This is a genomic window from Streptococcus sp. SGI.013, from assembly GCF_050315295.1.
In the GTDB taxonomy this organism is placed as follows: domain Bacteria; phylum Bacillota; class Bacilli; order Lactobacillales; family Streptococcaceae; genus Streptococcus; species Streptococcus porcorum.
This window is the reverse complement of record NZ_JBNPOS010000005.1, coordinates 1-14,892: the sequence shown is the minus strand read 5'-3', so window position 1 is coordinate 14,892 and position 14,892 is coordinate 1. Positions and strand designations below refer to the sequence as shown.

General features: G+C 37.0%; 15 protein-coding genes. 13 read left to right on the top strand and 2 right to left on the bottom strand.

Annotation, left to right across the window (positions count from 1 at the left end):
* The first annotated feature begins 198 nt into the window (after positions 1-198).
* The 3 genes from ACQRDX_RS02065 to ACQRDX_RS02055 all read left to right on the top strand — a co-directional run bounded on the left by ACQRDX_RS02065 (position 199) and on the right by ACQRDX_RS02055 (position 3,266).
* Positions 199-1,275, top strand: coding sequence for an aspartate-semialdehyde dehydrogenase (locus tag ACQRDX_RS02065; RefSeq protein ID WP_427893980.1), 1,077 nt, complete (start codon positions 199-201; stop codon positions 1,273-1,275).
* A 67-nt stretch (positions 1,276-1,342) separates the two neighbouring features.
* Positions 1,343-2,269, top strand: a complete 927-nt coding sequence (dapA, locus tag ACQRDX_RS02060; RefSeq protein WP_354367869.1) for a 4-hydroxy-tetrahydrodipicolinate synthase — start codon at positions 1,343-1,345, stop codon at positions 2,267-2,269.
* Positions 2,270-2,927: 658 nt separating this feature from the next.
* Positions 2,928-3,266, top strand: coding sequence for an ATP cone domain-containing protein (locus tag ACQRDX_RS02055; RefSeq protein WP_354367867.1), 339 nt, complete (start codon positions 2,928-2,930; stop codon positions 3,264-3,266).
* 37 nt (positions 3,267-3,303) lie between these two features.
* Here ACQRDX_RS02055 and ACQRDX_RS02050 read toward each other — a convergent pair whose 3' ends face one another.
* Positions 3,304-4,557, bottom strand: a complete 1,254-nt coding sequence (locus ACQRDX_RS02050; protein WP_427893977.1) for a PLP-dependent aminotransferase family protein — start codon at positions 4,555-4,557, stop codon at positions 3,304-3,306.
* A gap of 107 nt (positions 4,558-4,664) precedes the next feature.
* On the opposite strand from ACQRDX_RS02050, the gene ACQRDX_RS02045 reads away from it, so the two are divergent.
* Positions 4,665-5,171: an ECF transporter S component gene (locus ACQRDX_RS02045; protein ID WP_427893975.1), complete on the top strand. Its 507-nt coding sequence runs from the start codon at positions 4,665-4,667 to the stop codon at positions 5,169-5,171.
* Positions 5,172-5,450: 279 nt separating this feature from the next.
* Here ACQRDX_RS02045 and ACQRDX_RS02040 read toward each other — a convergent pair whose 3' ends face one another.
* A complete protein-coding gene (locus ACQRDX_RS02040) occupies positions 5,451-6,323 on the bottom strand; it encodes a polysaccharide deacetylase family protein (protein ID WP_427893971.1) in 873 nt (290 codons plus the stop codon).
* 182 nt (positions 6,324-6,505) lie between these two features.
* On the opposite strand from ACQRDX_RS02040, the gene ACQRDX_RS02035 reads away from it, so the two are divergent.
* The 9 genes from ACQRDX_RS02035 to folK all read left to right on the top strand — a co-directional run bounded on the left by ACQRDX_RS02035 (position 6,506) and on the right by folK (position 14,871).
* A complete protein-coding gene (locus tag ACQRDX_RS02035) occupies positions 6,506-7,792 on the top strand; it encodes a homoserine dehydrogenase (RefSeq protein WP_427893969.1) in 1,287 nt (428 codons plus the stop codon).
* A 1-nt stretch (position 7,793) separates the two neighbouring features.
* A complete protein-coding gene (gene thrB, locus ACQRDX_RS02030) occupies positions 7,794-8,660 on the top strand; it encodes a homoserine kinase (RefSeq protein ID WP_427893967.1) in 867 nt (288 codons plus the stop codon).
* Positions 8,647-9,528 (top strand): EamA family transporter RarD, encoded by an 882-nt coding sequence (gene rarD / locus ACQRDX_RS02025; RefSeq protein ID WP_427893965.1) that lies wholly within the window; start codon positions 8,647-8,649, stop codon positions 9,526-9,528. The genes thrB and rarD overlap by 14 nt, the downstream gene beginning before the upstream one ends.
* Positions 9,529-9,539: 11 nt before the next feature.
* A complete protein-coding gene (pabB, locus tag ACQRDX_RS02020) occupies positions 9,540-11,258 on the top strand; it encodes an aminodeoxychorismate synthase component I (protein ID WP_427893963.1) in 1,719 nt (572 codons plus the stop codon).
* A gap of 96 nt (positions 11,259-11,354) precedes the next feature.
* A complete protein-coding gene (locus ACQRDX_RS02015; RefSeq protein ID WP_427893961.1) occupies positions 11,355-12,614 on the top strand; it encodes a bifunctional folylpolyglutamate synthase/dihydrofolate synthase in 1,260 nt (419 codons plus the stop codon).
* A 36-nt stretch (positions 12,615-12,650) separates the two neighbouring features.
* Complete coding sequence (gene folE, locus ACQRDX_RS02010) at positions 12,651-13,211, top strand: GTP cyclohydrolase I FolE (RefSeq protein WP_427893959.1); 561 nt, start codon at positions 12,651-12,653, stop codon at positions 13,209-13,211.
* Between the two features lie 9 nt (positions 13,212-13,220).
* Positions 13,221-14,021, top strand: coding sequence for a dihydropteroate synthase (gene folP / locus ACQRDX_RS02005; RefSeq protein ID WP_427893957.1), 801 nt, complete (start codon positions 13,221-13,223; stop codon positions 14,019-14,021).
* A gap of 3 nt (positions 14,022-14,024) precedes the next feature.
* Positions 14,025-14,390, top strand: coding sequence for a dihydroneopterin aldolase (gene folB / locus ACQRDX_RS02000; protein WP_427893955.1), 366 nt, complete (start codon positions 14,025-14,027; stop codon positions 14,388-14,390).
* On the top strand, positions 14,383-14,871 hold the full coding sequence (folK, locus tag ACQRDX_RS01995; protein WP_427893952.1) for a 2-amino-4-hydroxy-6-hydroxymethyldihydropteridine diphosphokinase: 489 nt from the start codon (positions 14,383-14,385) through the stop codon (positions 14,869-14,871). The genes folB and folK overlap by 8 nt, the downstream gene beginning before the upstream one ends.
* Positions 14,872-14,892: the final 21 nt, after the last annotated feature.

Here is a 14,892-nt window from a genome sequence, read left to right as displayed (position 1 = left end):
CATTAGATAATCTAATGCCCTTGAAGCTAGGATATTTATCCTAGCTTTTTTTGATTCTTTATTTTACAAGCTCTTCTATTTTTTGTAGAGAATAGCTTTTCAAGTCATAAAAAAAATAGTATAATATGCCAATAGTATAAATTTTTAGAAAATTGTGAAGAAATCGCAATTTAATTTAGTGATTAGAGGTGTAAGAACATGGGATATACAGTAGCTGTAGTCGGTGCAACAGGTGCCGTTGGAACACAAATGATCAAAATGTTAGAGGAGTCAACTCTTCCAATTGATAAGGTTAGACTTTTATCATCTAGCCGTTCTGCAGGAAAGGTCTTGCAATATAAAGGACAAGATATCACCGTTGAAGAAACAACAGAGGATTCATTTGCAGGTATTGATATCGCCTTATTCTCAGCAGGTGGAGGAACATCAGCAAAATTCGCTCCGTATGCTGTTAAAGCAGGTGCTGTAGTGGTTGATAATACCTCTTATTTCCGTCAAAATCCTGACGTTCCTTTGGTAGTTCCAGAGGTTAATGCGCATGCTATGGATCATCACAATGGTATCATTGCCTGCCCTAACTGCTCAACCATCCAGATGATGGTAGCGCTTGAGCCTGTACGTCAAAAGTGGGGACTTGACCGTATTATTGTTTCTACTTATCAAGCCGTTTCTGGTGCTGGAGCAACAGCTATCCAAGAAACTCTAGGTCAATTGCATGAGGCTGTTGTTGATGGTGTCGATCCAAAACATTTAACAGCTAAGATTTTACCATCAGGTGGTGATAAAAAACACTATCCAATCGCATTTAATGCCCTTCCGCAAATTGATCTCTTCACAGATAATGATTACACTTATGAAGAGATGAAGATGACTAAGGAAACAAAGAAAATTATGGAAGATGACAGCATCAAAGTGTCAGCAACTTGTGTCCGTGTTCCTGTTTTATCTGGTCATTCAGAGTCTGTTTATATTGAGACAAAAGATCTTGCGCCAATTTCTGAAGTGAAAGCAGCTATTGCAAACTTCCCTGGAGCAGTACTTGAAGATGATGTCGCTAATCAAGTTTATCCGCAGGCAGTAAATGCGGTTGGTCGTCGTGAGACGTTTGTTGGTCGTATCCGTAAAGATTTAGATGCAGAAAAAGGAATTCATATGTGGGTTGTTTCTGACAATTTACTTAAAGGAGCGGCTTGGAATTCCGTCCAAATTGCCGAAGCATTGCACGAGCGTGGATTAGTACGTCCAACCACTGAATTAAAATTTGAATTGAAATAAGATTTATCCTAAATGGAAGTAAGGATATCTCTAACTCTTGGTCATATTGTGTTAGAAAGGAAGCACTATGTCTATTGAACAATTAAGAAATGTAAAGATTATTACAGCTCTTATCACGCCGTTTCATCCAGATGGTTCAATTAATTTTGAGGCTTTACCAAAGTTAATTGAGCATCTTTTAGCTCATCATACAGAAGGGTTACTCCTAGCTGGAACAACAGCCGAGAGCCCAACTTTGACTCACGATGAAGAATTAGAGCTTTTTAAGGCCGTTCAAAAAATTGTTGATGGTCGTGTTCCTTTGATTGCTGGCGTCGGAACTAATGATACTCGTGACTCTGTCGATTTTGCTAAGGAAGTAGCAGAGTTTGGAGGATTTGCTGCTGGTCTAGCCATTGCGCCTTATTACAACAAACCAACCCAAGAGGGACTCTATCAACATTTTAAAGCGATTGCTGATGCGAGCGATCTCCCTATTATTATCTATAATATTCCTGGCCGTGTTGTAGTGGAAGTAGCTCCCGAAACCATGTTACGTTTAGCTCAACACCCTAATATTATTGGTGTTAAGGAATGTACCAATCTTGATAATATGGCTTATCTTATCGAGAACAAACCAGATGATTTTTTGATTTTTACAGGTGAAGATGGAGAAGCTTTCCATGCTATGAACCTAGGAGCAGATGGTGTTATTAGCGTTGCATCTCATACAAATGGAGATGAAATTTTTGAAATGTTTGAAGCTATCCAGGCTAACGATATCAAAAAGGCTGCCCAAATTCAGCGCCGCTTCCTTCCTAAAGTTAATGCTTTGTTTTCTGTTGCTAGCCCAGCACCTGTTAAAGCCGTCCTTAATCATCAAGGATTTAATGTTGGTCCTTTACGTTTACCCTTGGTATCTTGCACTTACGAAGAAGCAGACCGTATTATCAATGTTGTGTTGGATCGTGCTCCTAAGCACTATGTCACAGGTGTCTTAAGGCCTGATTACTAAAAATAATGGAGAAATGTTGTATTCAAACTTAAGCTCAACTCAAATGTTTATTGGTTTTAATAACTATTGTGGCCTAAGGTGAAGGATACGATAAATAGGATGAGTCCCCTTTATTTCCAATTTAGCTTAAAGCTATACTTTTGGAAATGAGGGGACTTTTTCTTCTTATTTTTGGTGATATTGACTAGAAAGATTATAAAAATGTTACATAAATTTGTTACTGTCACTATAGATTGACCAATCGGAAGCCGTTATTCTCAATTTAAAGATATGATCTATCCTATTCACCACGGTTATATTATGAGTGTTAGAGTACCTGTTTTTCAATACCCAGGTCAGTTAATTGCCATTATCCATTGCAGAGATGATGTAGGTGGTAACACCTGAGGGATGCCATTTTTCTAAAGAGGAGATAGAAGAAGCAGTTGCTTTTCAGGAAAAATACGTTGACAGTTGGATTGAGCTAAGGGGAGAGAGATCACTTGTTGATAAGGAGTGATATCAACGCTTTGGGCGATGAAAATAGTGCCTCATTTACAAGAAATTTGCAAAAAAAGATAAGAAAACTTGAGATTATAGGCTTTTTAACTTGACAAAACCGCTTACAATATATGATAATAGAGGTAGGAAAGCTAGAAAAATCACAAAGGAGGTTCCTATGCAAATTATCAAACGTGATGGACAGGTGACAAATTTTGACCCAGATAAAATCTATCAAGCGATTTTAAAAGCAGCGCAGACAGTTTATGTATTGGATGATAAGTTGCGTCAAGATTTGGCTCAAGTGACCAAAAAAGTTGTGATTGATTTAGAAGAAGCAAAAGTAGAACGTCCTACCATCAGCATGATTCAATCAATGGTTGAGTATCGATTGTTAGATGCTGGATTTATCAATATTGCAGAACATTATATTTCATATCGTTTACAGCGCGACTTAGAACGTAATGGCTATGGGGACCATATTGCAGTTCACTTACATTTTGAACAGTTAAAATAAACAAAGAAGCTGAGAAAACTGAACTCAGCTTCTTTGTTTATTTTAGGTTATCTAGACAGTGCTCTAGTTTAGAATCTATGGGAATTTGCAAATAGTGATGATCGGTTGGAATTAGGTAGGACTTGGTTAAAGACTGAAAAGCAGAGTTTTTCTTTAGGTCCCACTTTTTTTCCTTACTCACTTCTATAGCCATAGTTTTTATAGAAAGATGGTAAGGAAATGGAATTTGAATCTTATCTAATAAGGTTTCAGCTTTTCTTTTTTCATTTTGAAAATACTGGCGTAGGCGTTTAAGATTTTGATCAAACATACCATTATCCAAGTAAAGTGATAGAGCTTTTTGCATGATCAGATTAGTGTCGTAATCAATCAAACTTTTATAGTCTAAAAACGCTTTCAAAATTATCTTGGGTAAGACAACAGCCCCTAATCGTAAAGCTGGAAATACAGACATAGAGAAGGATTTAAGGTAGATGACACGATCCCTGGTATCATAGTAATGCAGAGGGAGATCGTTTGTTCTGGAAAAATCTCCCATATAATCATCTTCTACTATATAGACATTATATCGATAAGCTAAGTCTAGTATAGCTTGTTTTTCTTCTAATGAGTAAGAAAGGCCAAGTGGATTTGAAAAGCGTGAGATGGTATAAAAAAATTTAATATCATCATTTTTAAAAATCGTTTCAAGCTCTTTAAGATTCAATCCCCCAAAGCCACGAGAAATTGTTGTGAAGGGAAGATTTTGTGCTTTCACCATATCATTCATTCGGTAATATGTAGGTTGCTCTAACAAAATCTTTTTTTTCTGATTAGGAAAATCGAGCTGTGTCAAAATATAAAGAGCTTGTTGGCTACCAGCCGTAATCACAATTTGATCCTTTTTAGTGTAGATGGTCTGATTGCTAAAATAGTTTTCCAAGGATATGAGTAAATCCTCAAGTCCAGCTTGACTATGGTAATAGTTAAAGAGGTAATTTTTTCTCCCTTTTAACGTTTCTTCGAGGCATAGTCTAAAATCATCATAGGTTTTGTTGTTATAATCTTGGAGCTTAAGTGAAACGTCTGGTGCTGGTTCGTTATCTTCAAGGACGTAATAGCCGCTTTTTTTGACAGGGTAGATGAGATTTTGGTATTTTAACTCCAATAGTGCACGCTGGACAGTATCTTTACTGCAGTGATAATCTTTACTGAGTTGGCGAATAGAGGGCAGTTTATCCCCTTTTTTGAATTGACCTGATAAGATAGCATGTGAGAGTTGGTTAACAATGTTTTGATAGATACTTGTCATATTTTGTCCCCGTACAGATGATGTTTTAGTCTATTGTACAATAGACTGAATTTTCTTACAATAGTTACCAACTTGAATTCAAGAATTTTATTTAAGGGGGACAAATCATGTCAACAAAACAGCTTAGTATTTCATCTCTTTTTATGGCTCTCGTTATTATTCTTAGTGCGAGTATTTTCTCAATTCCAGTTCCTGGGGGGCATTTTTATTTTAATGGAATTGTTATATTTTTAGTAGGGCTCATTTTTCCACCCGTTCAAGCGGTTATTATAGCGGGAATCGGTTCTTTTTTAGGAGATTTCTTTTTTTATCCTGCTCCTATGTTTGTGACACTTGTCACTCACAGTTTACAAGTTCTTGTTATTTCGCTTATCATTAGTCAAAAAACAAAACCGATTAATCCGATAAGGACCATAATAGCGCTTTTTATAGGATCTATTATTGATTTGGTAGGTTATGGTATTGGACGTGCCTTTATCTATGCTAGTCCAGAATATGCTTTGTTAAAACTTCCTTTTGATATTTTAGCAATTGTTTTAGGAGCTGGCGTAGCTTATTTTATTTATTACCACACTGGATTTGTTAGACAATTCCAAAGAGCTTGGAAAAGTTAATCCTTTCCTATACAACGTTAAATGAGCGTGATATAATAGTTTACAAGTGAAAGGAGATATGATGCAACAAGGCAATAATGGAAGTAGTGATAAGTGGGTTTTATGGTCCACAGTCTTTTTTCTTTTTTTATACGGAATAGGTGTGATAAAGAATTTATATTCAGGGAATTTTTTATTTGCTGCCTTTTTTGGACTGATTTTTTTGACCAACCTTATCTTTATTGGCAAGCGATGGCGTAAAAAATAATAATGGTGCTGGGCATTAGCCTAGCACCATTATTATTTGGAAGTGATGGTTGTTAATAAGTTGTCTGCGGTAGTAGAAGGTAAGATTCTGATGCGATCAAGGCTGAGTAAACCATCTTCGATACTGGCCAAACCTTCATTTGTCGTGGTGGCTAATTGATAATAATTTTGACTTAGTTGAAGTGTTTCTTGGTTATAGCGTCCAGCAGGATAAGCAATAGCAATAGTATCTTGGTTCAATGCTTGATCTAAGAATGTTTTAGAATCTTGAAGCTCAGTATTTTGAGTCTGATGATCACTAGTAGATAAATCAGGGTGGTTAACAGTATGGCTTTGGAAACTAATACCGTTTTCTTTCATTTCTTTCATTTGTTCGATGGTAAGGTTACTGGTACGCCCTTCTTGAGCAAAACCTGTAATGATATGATTAGTCGCCTTTACACCGTATTTTTTTAAAATGGGATAGGCTTGTGTGTAAAAATCAGCATTGCCATCATCAAAGGTAATCCAAACAACTTTTTGACTGGGTAAGCTATTTTCGGTGAGTGCTTTATAAGCTTCCTCTGGTGTTAAAAAGTAGTAGCCTTGATCTACCAAAGCCTTGATATGACTTTCAAACACATCTGGTGCAACAATGAGGTTAGCAGAAGCTGTCTCAGAAGGATCCATGACATGGATGGCGTGATACATTAAAATTGGAATTTGAACAACTTGTTCTTGTTTTTCCCATGTCAGACTTGATGCAGTTGTAGAAGTTTGGGGCACTTTTGAAGACGAAGAAGTTGCGACTTGACTAGTAGAGGTTTGTTTGTTTTGATTTAAATAAGTCGTTAGTGTCAGTGCGATGACAATAATACTTGCGATTAACAGCAGGGTATTTATCCAGAAAAATTTAGATTTTAGCATATTCTCTCTCTTTATTAATCTCTTTATTTTATTTTAGCATATTTTAATATGATAAACGAATGTTATTTTTAGAATTTTTTGAAAAATCTAGTGAAAATTAACTCGATCTGGGTTTTAGATATAGCAAAGTAGAGTAATTTTTGATAAAATAGAAAAAATGTTATTTCACAAGGAGTATAAATATGGCTATTAAGATCGGTTTGCTGGGCTTTGGAACAGTTGCAAGTGGAATTCCATTCTTGTTGGAAGAAAACAAGGATAAGATTGTTGCGGCTTCTAAAGAAACACTAGAGATCGCTAAGGTATTGGTAAAAGATGAAGCGGAAAAAGATCGTCTGTTGTCAGCAGGTAATCACTATAACTTTGTCACAAATGTCGATGAGATTTTATCTGATCCAGAAATTACCATTGTTGTGGAATTGATGGGACGTATTGAGCCTGCTAAGACCTTTATCACCAAAGCATTAGAATCTAAAAAGCATGTTGTTTCAGCAAATAAAGATTTGATTGCGGTACACGGATCGGAATTAATCGCTCTTGCCAACAAACAAGGTGTCGCATTTTACTATGAGGCAGCTGTAGCTGGGGGAATCCCAATTCTTCGCACATTAGCTAATTCTTTGACATCAGATAAAGTGACACGTATTTTAGGCGTCCTTAATGGTACTTCAAACTTCATGATGACTAAAATGGTAGATGAGGGCTGGACTTATGAGGATGCTTTGAAAACAGCGCAAGAGCTAGGGTATGCAGAAAGTGATCCGACAAATGATGTCGAAGGTATTGATGCAGCCTACAAAGCCGTTATTCTTAGCCAATTTGGGTTTGGAATGGCTATTGATTTTGATGCTGTTAGCCACAAAGGAATTTCAACTATTACACCAGATGATGTGGCAGTAGCTCAACAATTAGGTTATGTGATTAAATTGGTAGGCGATATTCAAGAAACCGAATCAGGAATTTCAGCTGAGGTATCTCCAACTTTCTTACCTAAAGACCATCCTTTAGCAAGTGTCAATGGTGTTATGAATGCTGTCTTCGTAGAATCTATCGGTATTGGTGAGTCAATGTATTATGGTCCAGGAGCAGGACAAAAACCAACGGCAACATCTGTTGTGGCTGATATTGTGCGTATTGCACGCCGTTTAAGTGATGGCAATATTGGTAAATCTTTCAATGAATATTCTCGCCCAGCTGTTCTTGCTAATCCAGAAGATGTTAAGAGCGACTATTATTTCTCTATTATTACACCAGATCAACAAGGTCAAATTTTACGTTTAGCAGAAATTTTTAACCAAGAGAATGCTTCATTTAAGCAAATTTTACAACAAAAATCAAATGGTAAAGAAGCACAGGTTGTCATTGTCACACATCGCTTAAGCAAGACACAATTAGCTGCTATTACAGAAAAATTAAAGTCCGATGCAGACTTTAAGCTTTTAAATTCATTTAAAGTTTTGGGGAAGTAAAATGAAAATTATAGTACCAGCAACGAGTGCTAATATAGGACCAGGCTTTGATTCAGTTGGCTTAGCCGTTTCCAAATATTTATCGATTACTTTACTTGAACCTGCCTCAGAATGGGAAATCCAACATGATTTAGGTGATATTCCATCTGATAAGCGTAATTTGTTGATTCAAACGGCACTTCGTGTTCAAAATGACTTACCACCTTATCGTATTCAGATGGAAAGTGATATCCCTCTAGCGCGTGGTTTAGGCTCATCAAGTTCGGTTATCGTAGCAGGAATCGAGTTAGCGAATCAGTTAGGTAATCTTCACCTAACTGATCAAGAAAAATTGCTTTTGGCTACAGAGATTGAGGGCCATCCAGATAATGTTGCTCCCGCTATTTTTGGTAATTTAGTGATTTCAACTTATGTTGATGATAAAGTAGATGCCGTAGTAGCAGATTTTCCAGAAAGCAGTTTGATTGCCTTTATTCCAGCATATGAGTTAAAAACTAGTGATAGCCGCGGTGTCTTACCAAGTTCCTTAAGTTATAAAGAGGCTGTGGCAGCTTCCTCTATTGCCAATGTTGCTATTGCTGGATTGCTATCAGGAAATTTAAGTCTGGCAGGTCGTGCGATTGAGGGTGACCATTTCCATGAACCTTATCGCCAATCATTAGTGAAAGAGTTTAAAGCCATTAAACAACTCGGTCATGAGAATGGAGCTTATGCAACTTATCTTTCTGGTGCAGGACCAACTATTATGGTCCTAGCCCCTCAAGATAAAGAGAAGCAGATTTATCAAGCTATAAAAGCACTTGAACTAGACGGTGAAACAGTTATCTTGCAAGTAGATAAACAGGGAGTTCGCCTTGAAAAAAACTAATATAGGCATACTTTTGGGATTAGGAACCTATGTGTTATGGGGATTTCTATCCCTTTTTTGGAAATTATTGTCAGATGTACCTGCCTACAGTATTTTTTCTTATCGTATTGTCTTTACAGTTTTAACCATAAGTATTTATATGGTCTTGTCAAGGAGAACACGGTATTATAAGCGTGAGCTTACTCAATTATTTTTACATAAAAAAGAATTTTTCTTAATGGCCCTTGCAGCCTTATTGGTTCCAACAAATTGGCTGGTCTATATTTATGCGATTGGATCTGGGCAAGCAACAGCAGCTAGCTTAGGGTATTATGTTAATCCTTTGATTTCTATTTTGTTGGCTTACCTTGTCTTAAGAGAATCTTTATCTAGAGTGACTATTCTTGCGATTCTTGTTGCTATGTTAGGTGTTATTGTTTTGATGGTTAATACTGGCAGCATCCCTATGGTGACTCTTGTTTTAGCACTAACTTTTGCCTTTTATGGCTTGATAAAAAAGCAAGTTGCTCTCCCTAGCGATATTGGTATGCTGATAGAAGCTGGTTTGATTTGCCCTGCAGCACTTACTTATCTAATATTTTTTGCTCCAAATAGTTTTTGGTCCTTTAGCCTTAAACAACAAGTTCTTTTAGCTTTGTCAGGTCTTGTCACAGCAATTCCCTTACTTTTGTTTGCTGAGGCGGTAAAGCGTGCCCCATTAAATATTATTGGTTTTATTCAATATATCAATCCCACTCTGCAATTGATGATTGCGGTCTTTATTTTTCATGAAAAAGTATCCCTTGGAGAATGGATTGGTTTTATTTTTATTTGGCTTGCTATTGCTATTTTTGTATTAGGGCAGCGTTTTTCTGCCACACTTGAGTAAATTATTGAATTATGCATAAAAAAACAGTTATTGATTTTAAAGAGTTAAAAAAACGCTATTCTTTTAGAAATCCTATTTGTGAGTTGATTGCAAAAGACATTCAACAAGTTGGTAGCGTCTTAGAGAAAGTGGAAGAGTATCAAAAAAAGGGGCTATATGTCGTTGGCTACCTTTCTTATGAGGCGGCAGCTTTTTTTGATAAACATCTTAAAACCCATCCCACTAATCTAGCAGGAGAATACTATGCTTATTTCACGGTACATGATCATGTAGAGATGTCGGAGATTCCTATTTCTTATTCCCCTGTCGCTATGCCAAATAGTTGGAGGGAGCTCACAGATTCTGTTAGCTATCATCAAGCCATTGATCGAATCCATCATCATATTCGACAAGGTGACACCTATCAAGTTAACTATACTGTCCAGTTAAAGCAAGAATTACTTGAAGATAGTTTTGATATCTATAATCGTATGGTCGTGGAGCAGGAGGCAGGCTTTAACGCTTATGTTTTACATGATGAAACAGCTATTATCTCAATGAGTCCTGAACTCTTTTTCAAAAAATCTGGTCAAAAACTGGTCACTCGTCCTATGAAGGGAACATTAAAGCGAGGGAAAAACTTGAAAGAAGATCAAGAGAATTGTGATTGGTTAGCTGCAGATCCCAAAAATCGAGCGGAAAATATGATGATTGTTGATTTACTTCGCAATGATATGGGGAAAATTTGTCAAACAGGATCTGTCCAAGTGACAAAACTCTGTCAAATTGAACAATACTCTACTGTCTGGCAGATGACCTCAACTATTGAGGGGGAATTAAAAAAAGATAGTCATTTATATGAGTTATTTCAGTCACTTTATCCCTGTGGGTCGATTACTGGTGCTCCTAAAATTTCAACCATGTCCATTATCAACCAATTAGAGCCAAATCCAAGAGGTGTTTATTGTGGGACAATAGGGATCGCTCTTCCTAACGGTGATAGTATTTGGAATGTTGCTATTCGAACTATTCAATTAACAAGGCAGGAAGCGTATTACGGTGTTGGGGGAGGCATTACATGGGATAGTAATTGGAAAAGCGAGTATGAAGAAACGAAGCAAAAAAGCTCAGTTCTTTATCGTCAGCAACCACGATTTAACCTACTGACCACTGGAAAAATCAAGCAGGGACAGCTTCTTTTTGAACAGGAACATTTTAATAGACTGGAAGCATCAGCACGTTATTTTGCTTATCCTTTTCAAAAAGAAATTTTAAAAGAGAAGTTACAACAAACTTTAGCCCCTTTAGAGCATTCAAAAGAGTACCGTCTGCGCATCCAGTTAAATAAAAAAGGTGAGTTTACTTTAGAAGTAGAGGTTCTCACTCCTTTATCCAAAGATTATCTAAGAGCAAACCTTGTGGTGCGGGATAAAAAAGCTGCTGACTCAGCCTTTACACATTTTAAAACGACTTACCGACCACATATTCCTACTTCTTTGTGTGAACAGATATTTATCACTGAAGATGGTGTTTTACTTGAAGCTTCCATTGGTAATCTCGTCTTAGAATTAGAAGAAAACTTGTACACCCCTAGTCTAGAGTTTGGTATTTTAGATGGGATCTATCGACAGATGCTAGTAGCAGAAGGAAGGGTCAAAGAAAAAATCCTTACTCTTGATGATTTGGCAAAAGCAGAGCGGATTTATCTTTGTAATGCTGTTAGGGGACTTTATGAGATACAGATCACATGATACATAATTAAAATTATGTAAACAAATGCTATTGAATTTCACTCTCGTTCATTCTTTATGCTATAATAAAAAAATCATAATCTTGGAGGCGATATCATGACTTATGAAGAGGCTTTGGCCTGGGTTCAAGGAAAGCTAAAATTTGGCATCAAACCAGGTTTAGAGCGGATGCAATGGTTATTAAGCGAATTAGGAAACCCTCAAGAGAAAATAAAAGCAGTGCATATCGTTGGGACAAATGGAAAAGGGTCAACGGTGAGTTATCTGCAACATATTTTTTCTGAGGCAGGTTACGAAGTTGGGAGCTTTACTTCGCCTTATCTGATTGATTTTAGAGAGCGGATTTCGCTGAATGGGCATATGATTTCTAAACGGGATTTTTGTACTCTGGTGGATCTGGTTATGCCTGTCGTAGAACGCTTGCCACTTGAAACGGAGCTAGAAGCAGCTACTGAGTTCGAAGTGATTACCCTTTTAATGTTAACCTATTTTGGATTTTTGCATCCTGTTGATATCGCTTTTATCGAAGCTGGCTTAGGTGGACTGCATGATTCAACCAATGTTTTGACTCCTTTAGCTGTTGTTTGTCCCTCTATTGGATTGGATCATCAAAATATTTTAGGAGACACCTATGAAGCCATTGCAAAAGAAAAAGTCGGTGTCTTAAAATCAGGTGTTCCCTTGATTTTTTCTAGCAAACGACCTGATGTTACTTCCGTTTTTCGAGAAAAAGCTGCGCAAACAGGAAGTACCCTCTATCAACTTGGAGAGGCTTTTCAAGTTTCCTTATCAGCAAACTCCTTTTCCTTTAACTATCAAACAGAACAATTTTCAAATATTGAACTCTCTATGATCGGCAAGCACCAAATGGAAAATGCTAGCCTTGCTTTAATGACGGCACTTCTATTAAAGGAGGTTTACCCGAAGTTGAACAATAGACAAATTCAGACAGCCTTAGAGCACAGTGTTTGGGCTGGTCGTACAGAATTTATTACACCAAATTTAATGATTGACGGTGCTCATAATCGTGAGAGTGTTTCTGTTTTAGTGGATGTGCTAAAAAGGTATGCCCAAAATAAGGAAGTTCATATTTTGTTTGCGGCTATTGATACCAAGCCTGTCGAAGATATGCTTGAGCAATTAGCTACTTTTGACAGTCTAACTGTTACAACTTTCCCTTACCCCAATAGCCTTCCTCTAGAGTCCTACCCTAGTCAGTATCGGAAAATAGAAAGTATTATGGCATGGTTAGATAAAATTGATCTCTCTTCGAAAGAAAAACTCTATGTGATCACAGGTTCCCTGTATTTTATCGCCCAAGTGAGAAAAACCCTTTTGAAAAGTCTTAAAAAATAAGATATAATGGAAGATATTAAAAGTTTAGGTGAGGATATGTCAAATCAAAAAAAGGTTGAAGAAGCTGTTTTTCAACTATTAGAAGCCTTGGGTGAAGATCCCAAACGTGAAGGTTTACTTGATACCCCAAAGCGTGTCGCTAAAATGTATCAAGAGATGTTTTCAGGTTTAAATGAAGATCCAAAAGATCAATTTACAGCTGTTTTCTCAGAAGCACATGATGAAGTAGTCTTGGTAAAAGATATTCCTTTTTATTCGATGTGTGAACACCATTTGGTCCCTTTTTATGGTAATGCCCATGTAGCCTATATCCCAAGCGGTGGTAAAGTAACGGGTCTTAGTAAATTAGCGCGCGCAGTAGAGGTTGCAAGTAAGCGCCCACAGCTTCAAGAGCGTTTAACTGATCAAGTGGCTACTTCTTTAGAAAGTGCTTTGGCACCTCATGGTGTTTTTGTGATGGTTGAAGCAGAGCATATGTGTATGACCATGCGAGGAATTAAGAAACCTGGTAGTAAAACGGTGACAACTGTTGCAAAAGGTGTTTTCAAAGAGGATGCTGTTTTACGTCGTGAAATTTTATCGATGATTCATCACTAGGAGTTTTCTATGTCAAACGATAAGTATGAGGTTCTTAACCAAGCAACGATTATGGGAATATTAAATGTTACACCAGATTCATTTTCTGATGGAGGTTGCTATAATCTGCTTGAGAATGCACTTGAACAAGTTAAAGTAATGCTTGAGAATGGTGCAACAGTGATTGATGTAGGAGGTGAATCCACTCGTCCAGGTGCGGAATTTGTCTCAGCAGAAGTAGAAATTAAGCGAGTTGTTCCTATTATCAAAGCAATTAAAGCTAATTTTGATTGCTTGATTAGTATAGACACTTATAAGACAGCAACGGCCAGAGCTGCTCTTGAAGCAGGTGCTGATATTATTAACGATGTTTGGGCGGGATTGTATGATGGTGAGATGTTATCTCTTGCAGCAGAATTTGATGTTCCTATTATATTGATGCATCATCAAAAAGAAGAGCGTTATGATAATGTTGTGAGTGATGTGGTATCCTTCTTGAAAAAAAGAGCAACAATCGCCTTAGAGACAGGAGTTAGGAAAGAGCATATTTGGATTGATCCAGGTTTTGGTTTTGCAAAAAATGCAGAGCAAAATATCCAGCTTCTGAAAGGTTTAGATAAAATTGTCGCACTAGGCTATCCTGTTTTATTTGGTATATCGAGAAAAAGAGTTGTGGATTTTTTACTTGGAGGTGGGACAAAGCCTTTGGAAAGAGATCAAGCCACAGCTGCTTTGTCTGCTTATGCCATTAGTAAAGGTTGTCAAATGGTTCGAGTACATAATGTTGCTGAAAATAAAAATATTGTGTCTATTTTAGGACAATTGAGGTAAACAATGGATAAAATTAGATTGAAGGATTGCCGTTTTTATGGGTATCACGGTGCATTTTCTGAAGAACAAGTCTTAGGACAAATTTTTGTAGTGGACTGTACCTTATCTGTTGATTTGACAGCGGCTTCTTTATCTGATCATTTAGAAGATACCGTTCATTATGGCATGGTTTTTGAGACCATAAAAAAACAGGTAGAGGAAGAGAAGTATCAATTGATTGAACGTTTAGCAGGTGCTATCTGTCAAGATATATTTGATAACTTTCCACCAGTAAAAAAAATTAAATTAGCTGTAAAAAAAGAAAACCCTCCTATTAATGGGCACTATAGCTCAGTTGGAGTAGAATTGGAGAGAAAACGACGTGACTAAAGTCTATCTCAGTCTAGGAAGTAACCTAGGGGCACGTATTAGTATTATATCTGAAACCTTAGAACGTCTTCTCTCACTTCCAGAGAGCAAGGTCATCGGTCTATCAGAGTTTTATGAAACACCAGCATGGGGAAAAGAAGATCAACCAGATTTTATCAACCTTTGCTGTGAGCTTGAGACGGCACTATCAGCTCAAGATTTATTAACCTACTGTCAACAGATTGAACAAGATTTGGGACGTGAACGAAAAGAGAAGTGGGGACCAAGAACAATTGATATTGATATCTTATTTTTTGGACAAGAGGTCATCAATGAAGAGAACTTAGTTGTTCCTCACCCTTATATTCAAGAACGAGCTTTTGTTTTACAGCCCTTATCTGATATTGCACCTGATTTTGTCCATCCTGTTTTAAATCAATCTATCAAAGACTTGCTAGCAAAGGTTGATATTTCAGATTTGGTACAGTTGGTGATTGAATAAATATTGTTGACAATTATCGTC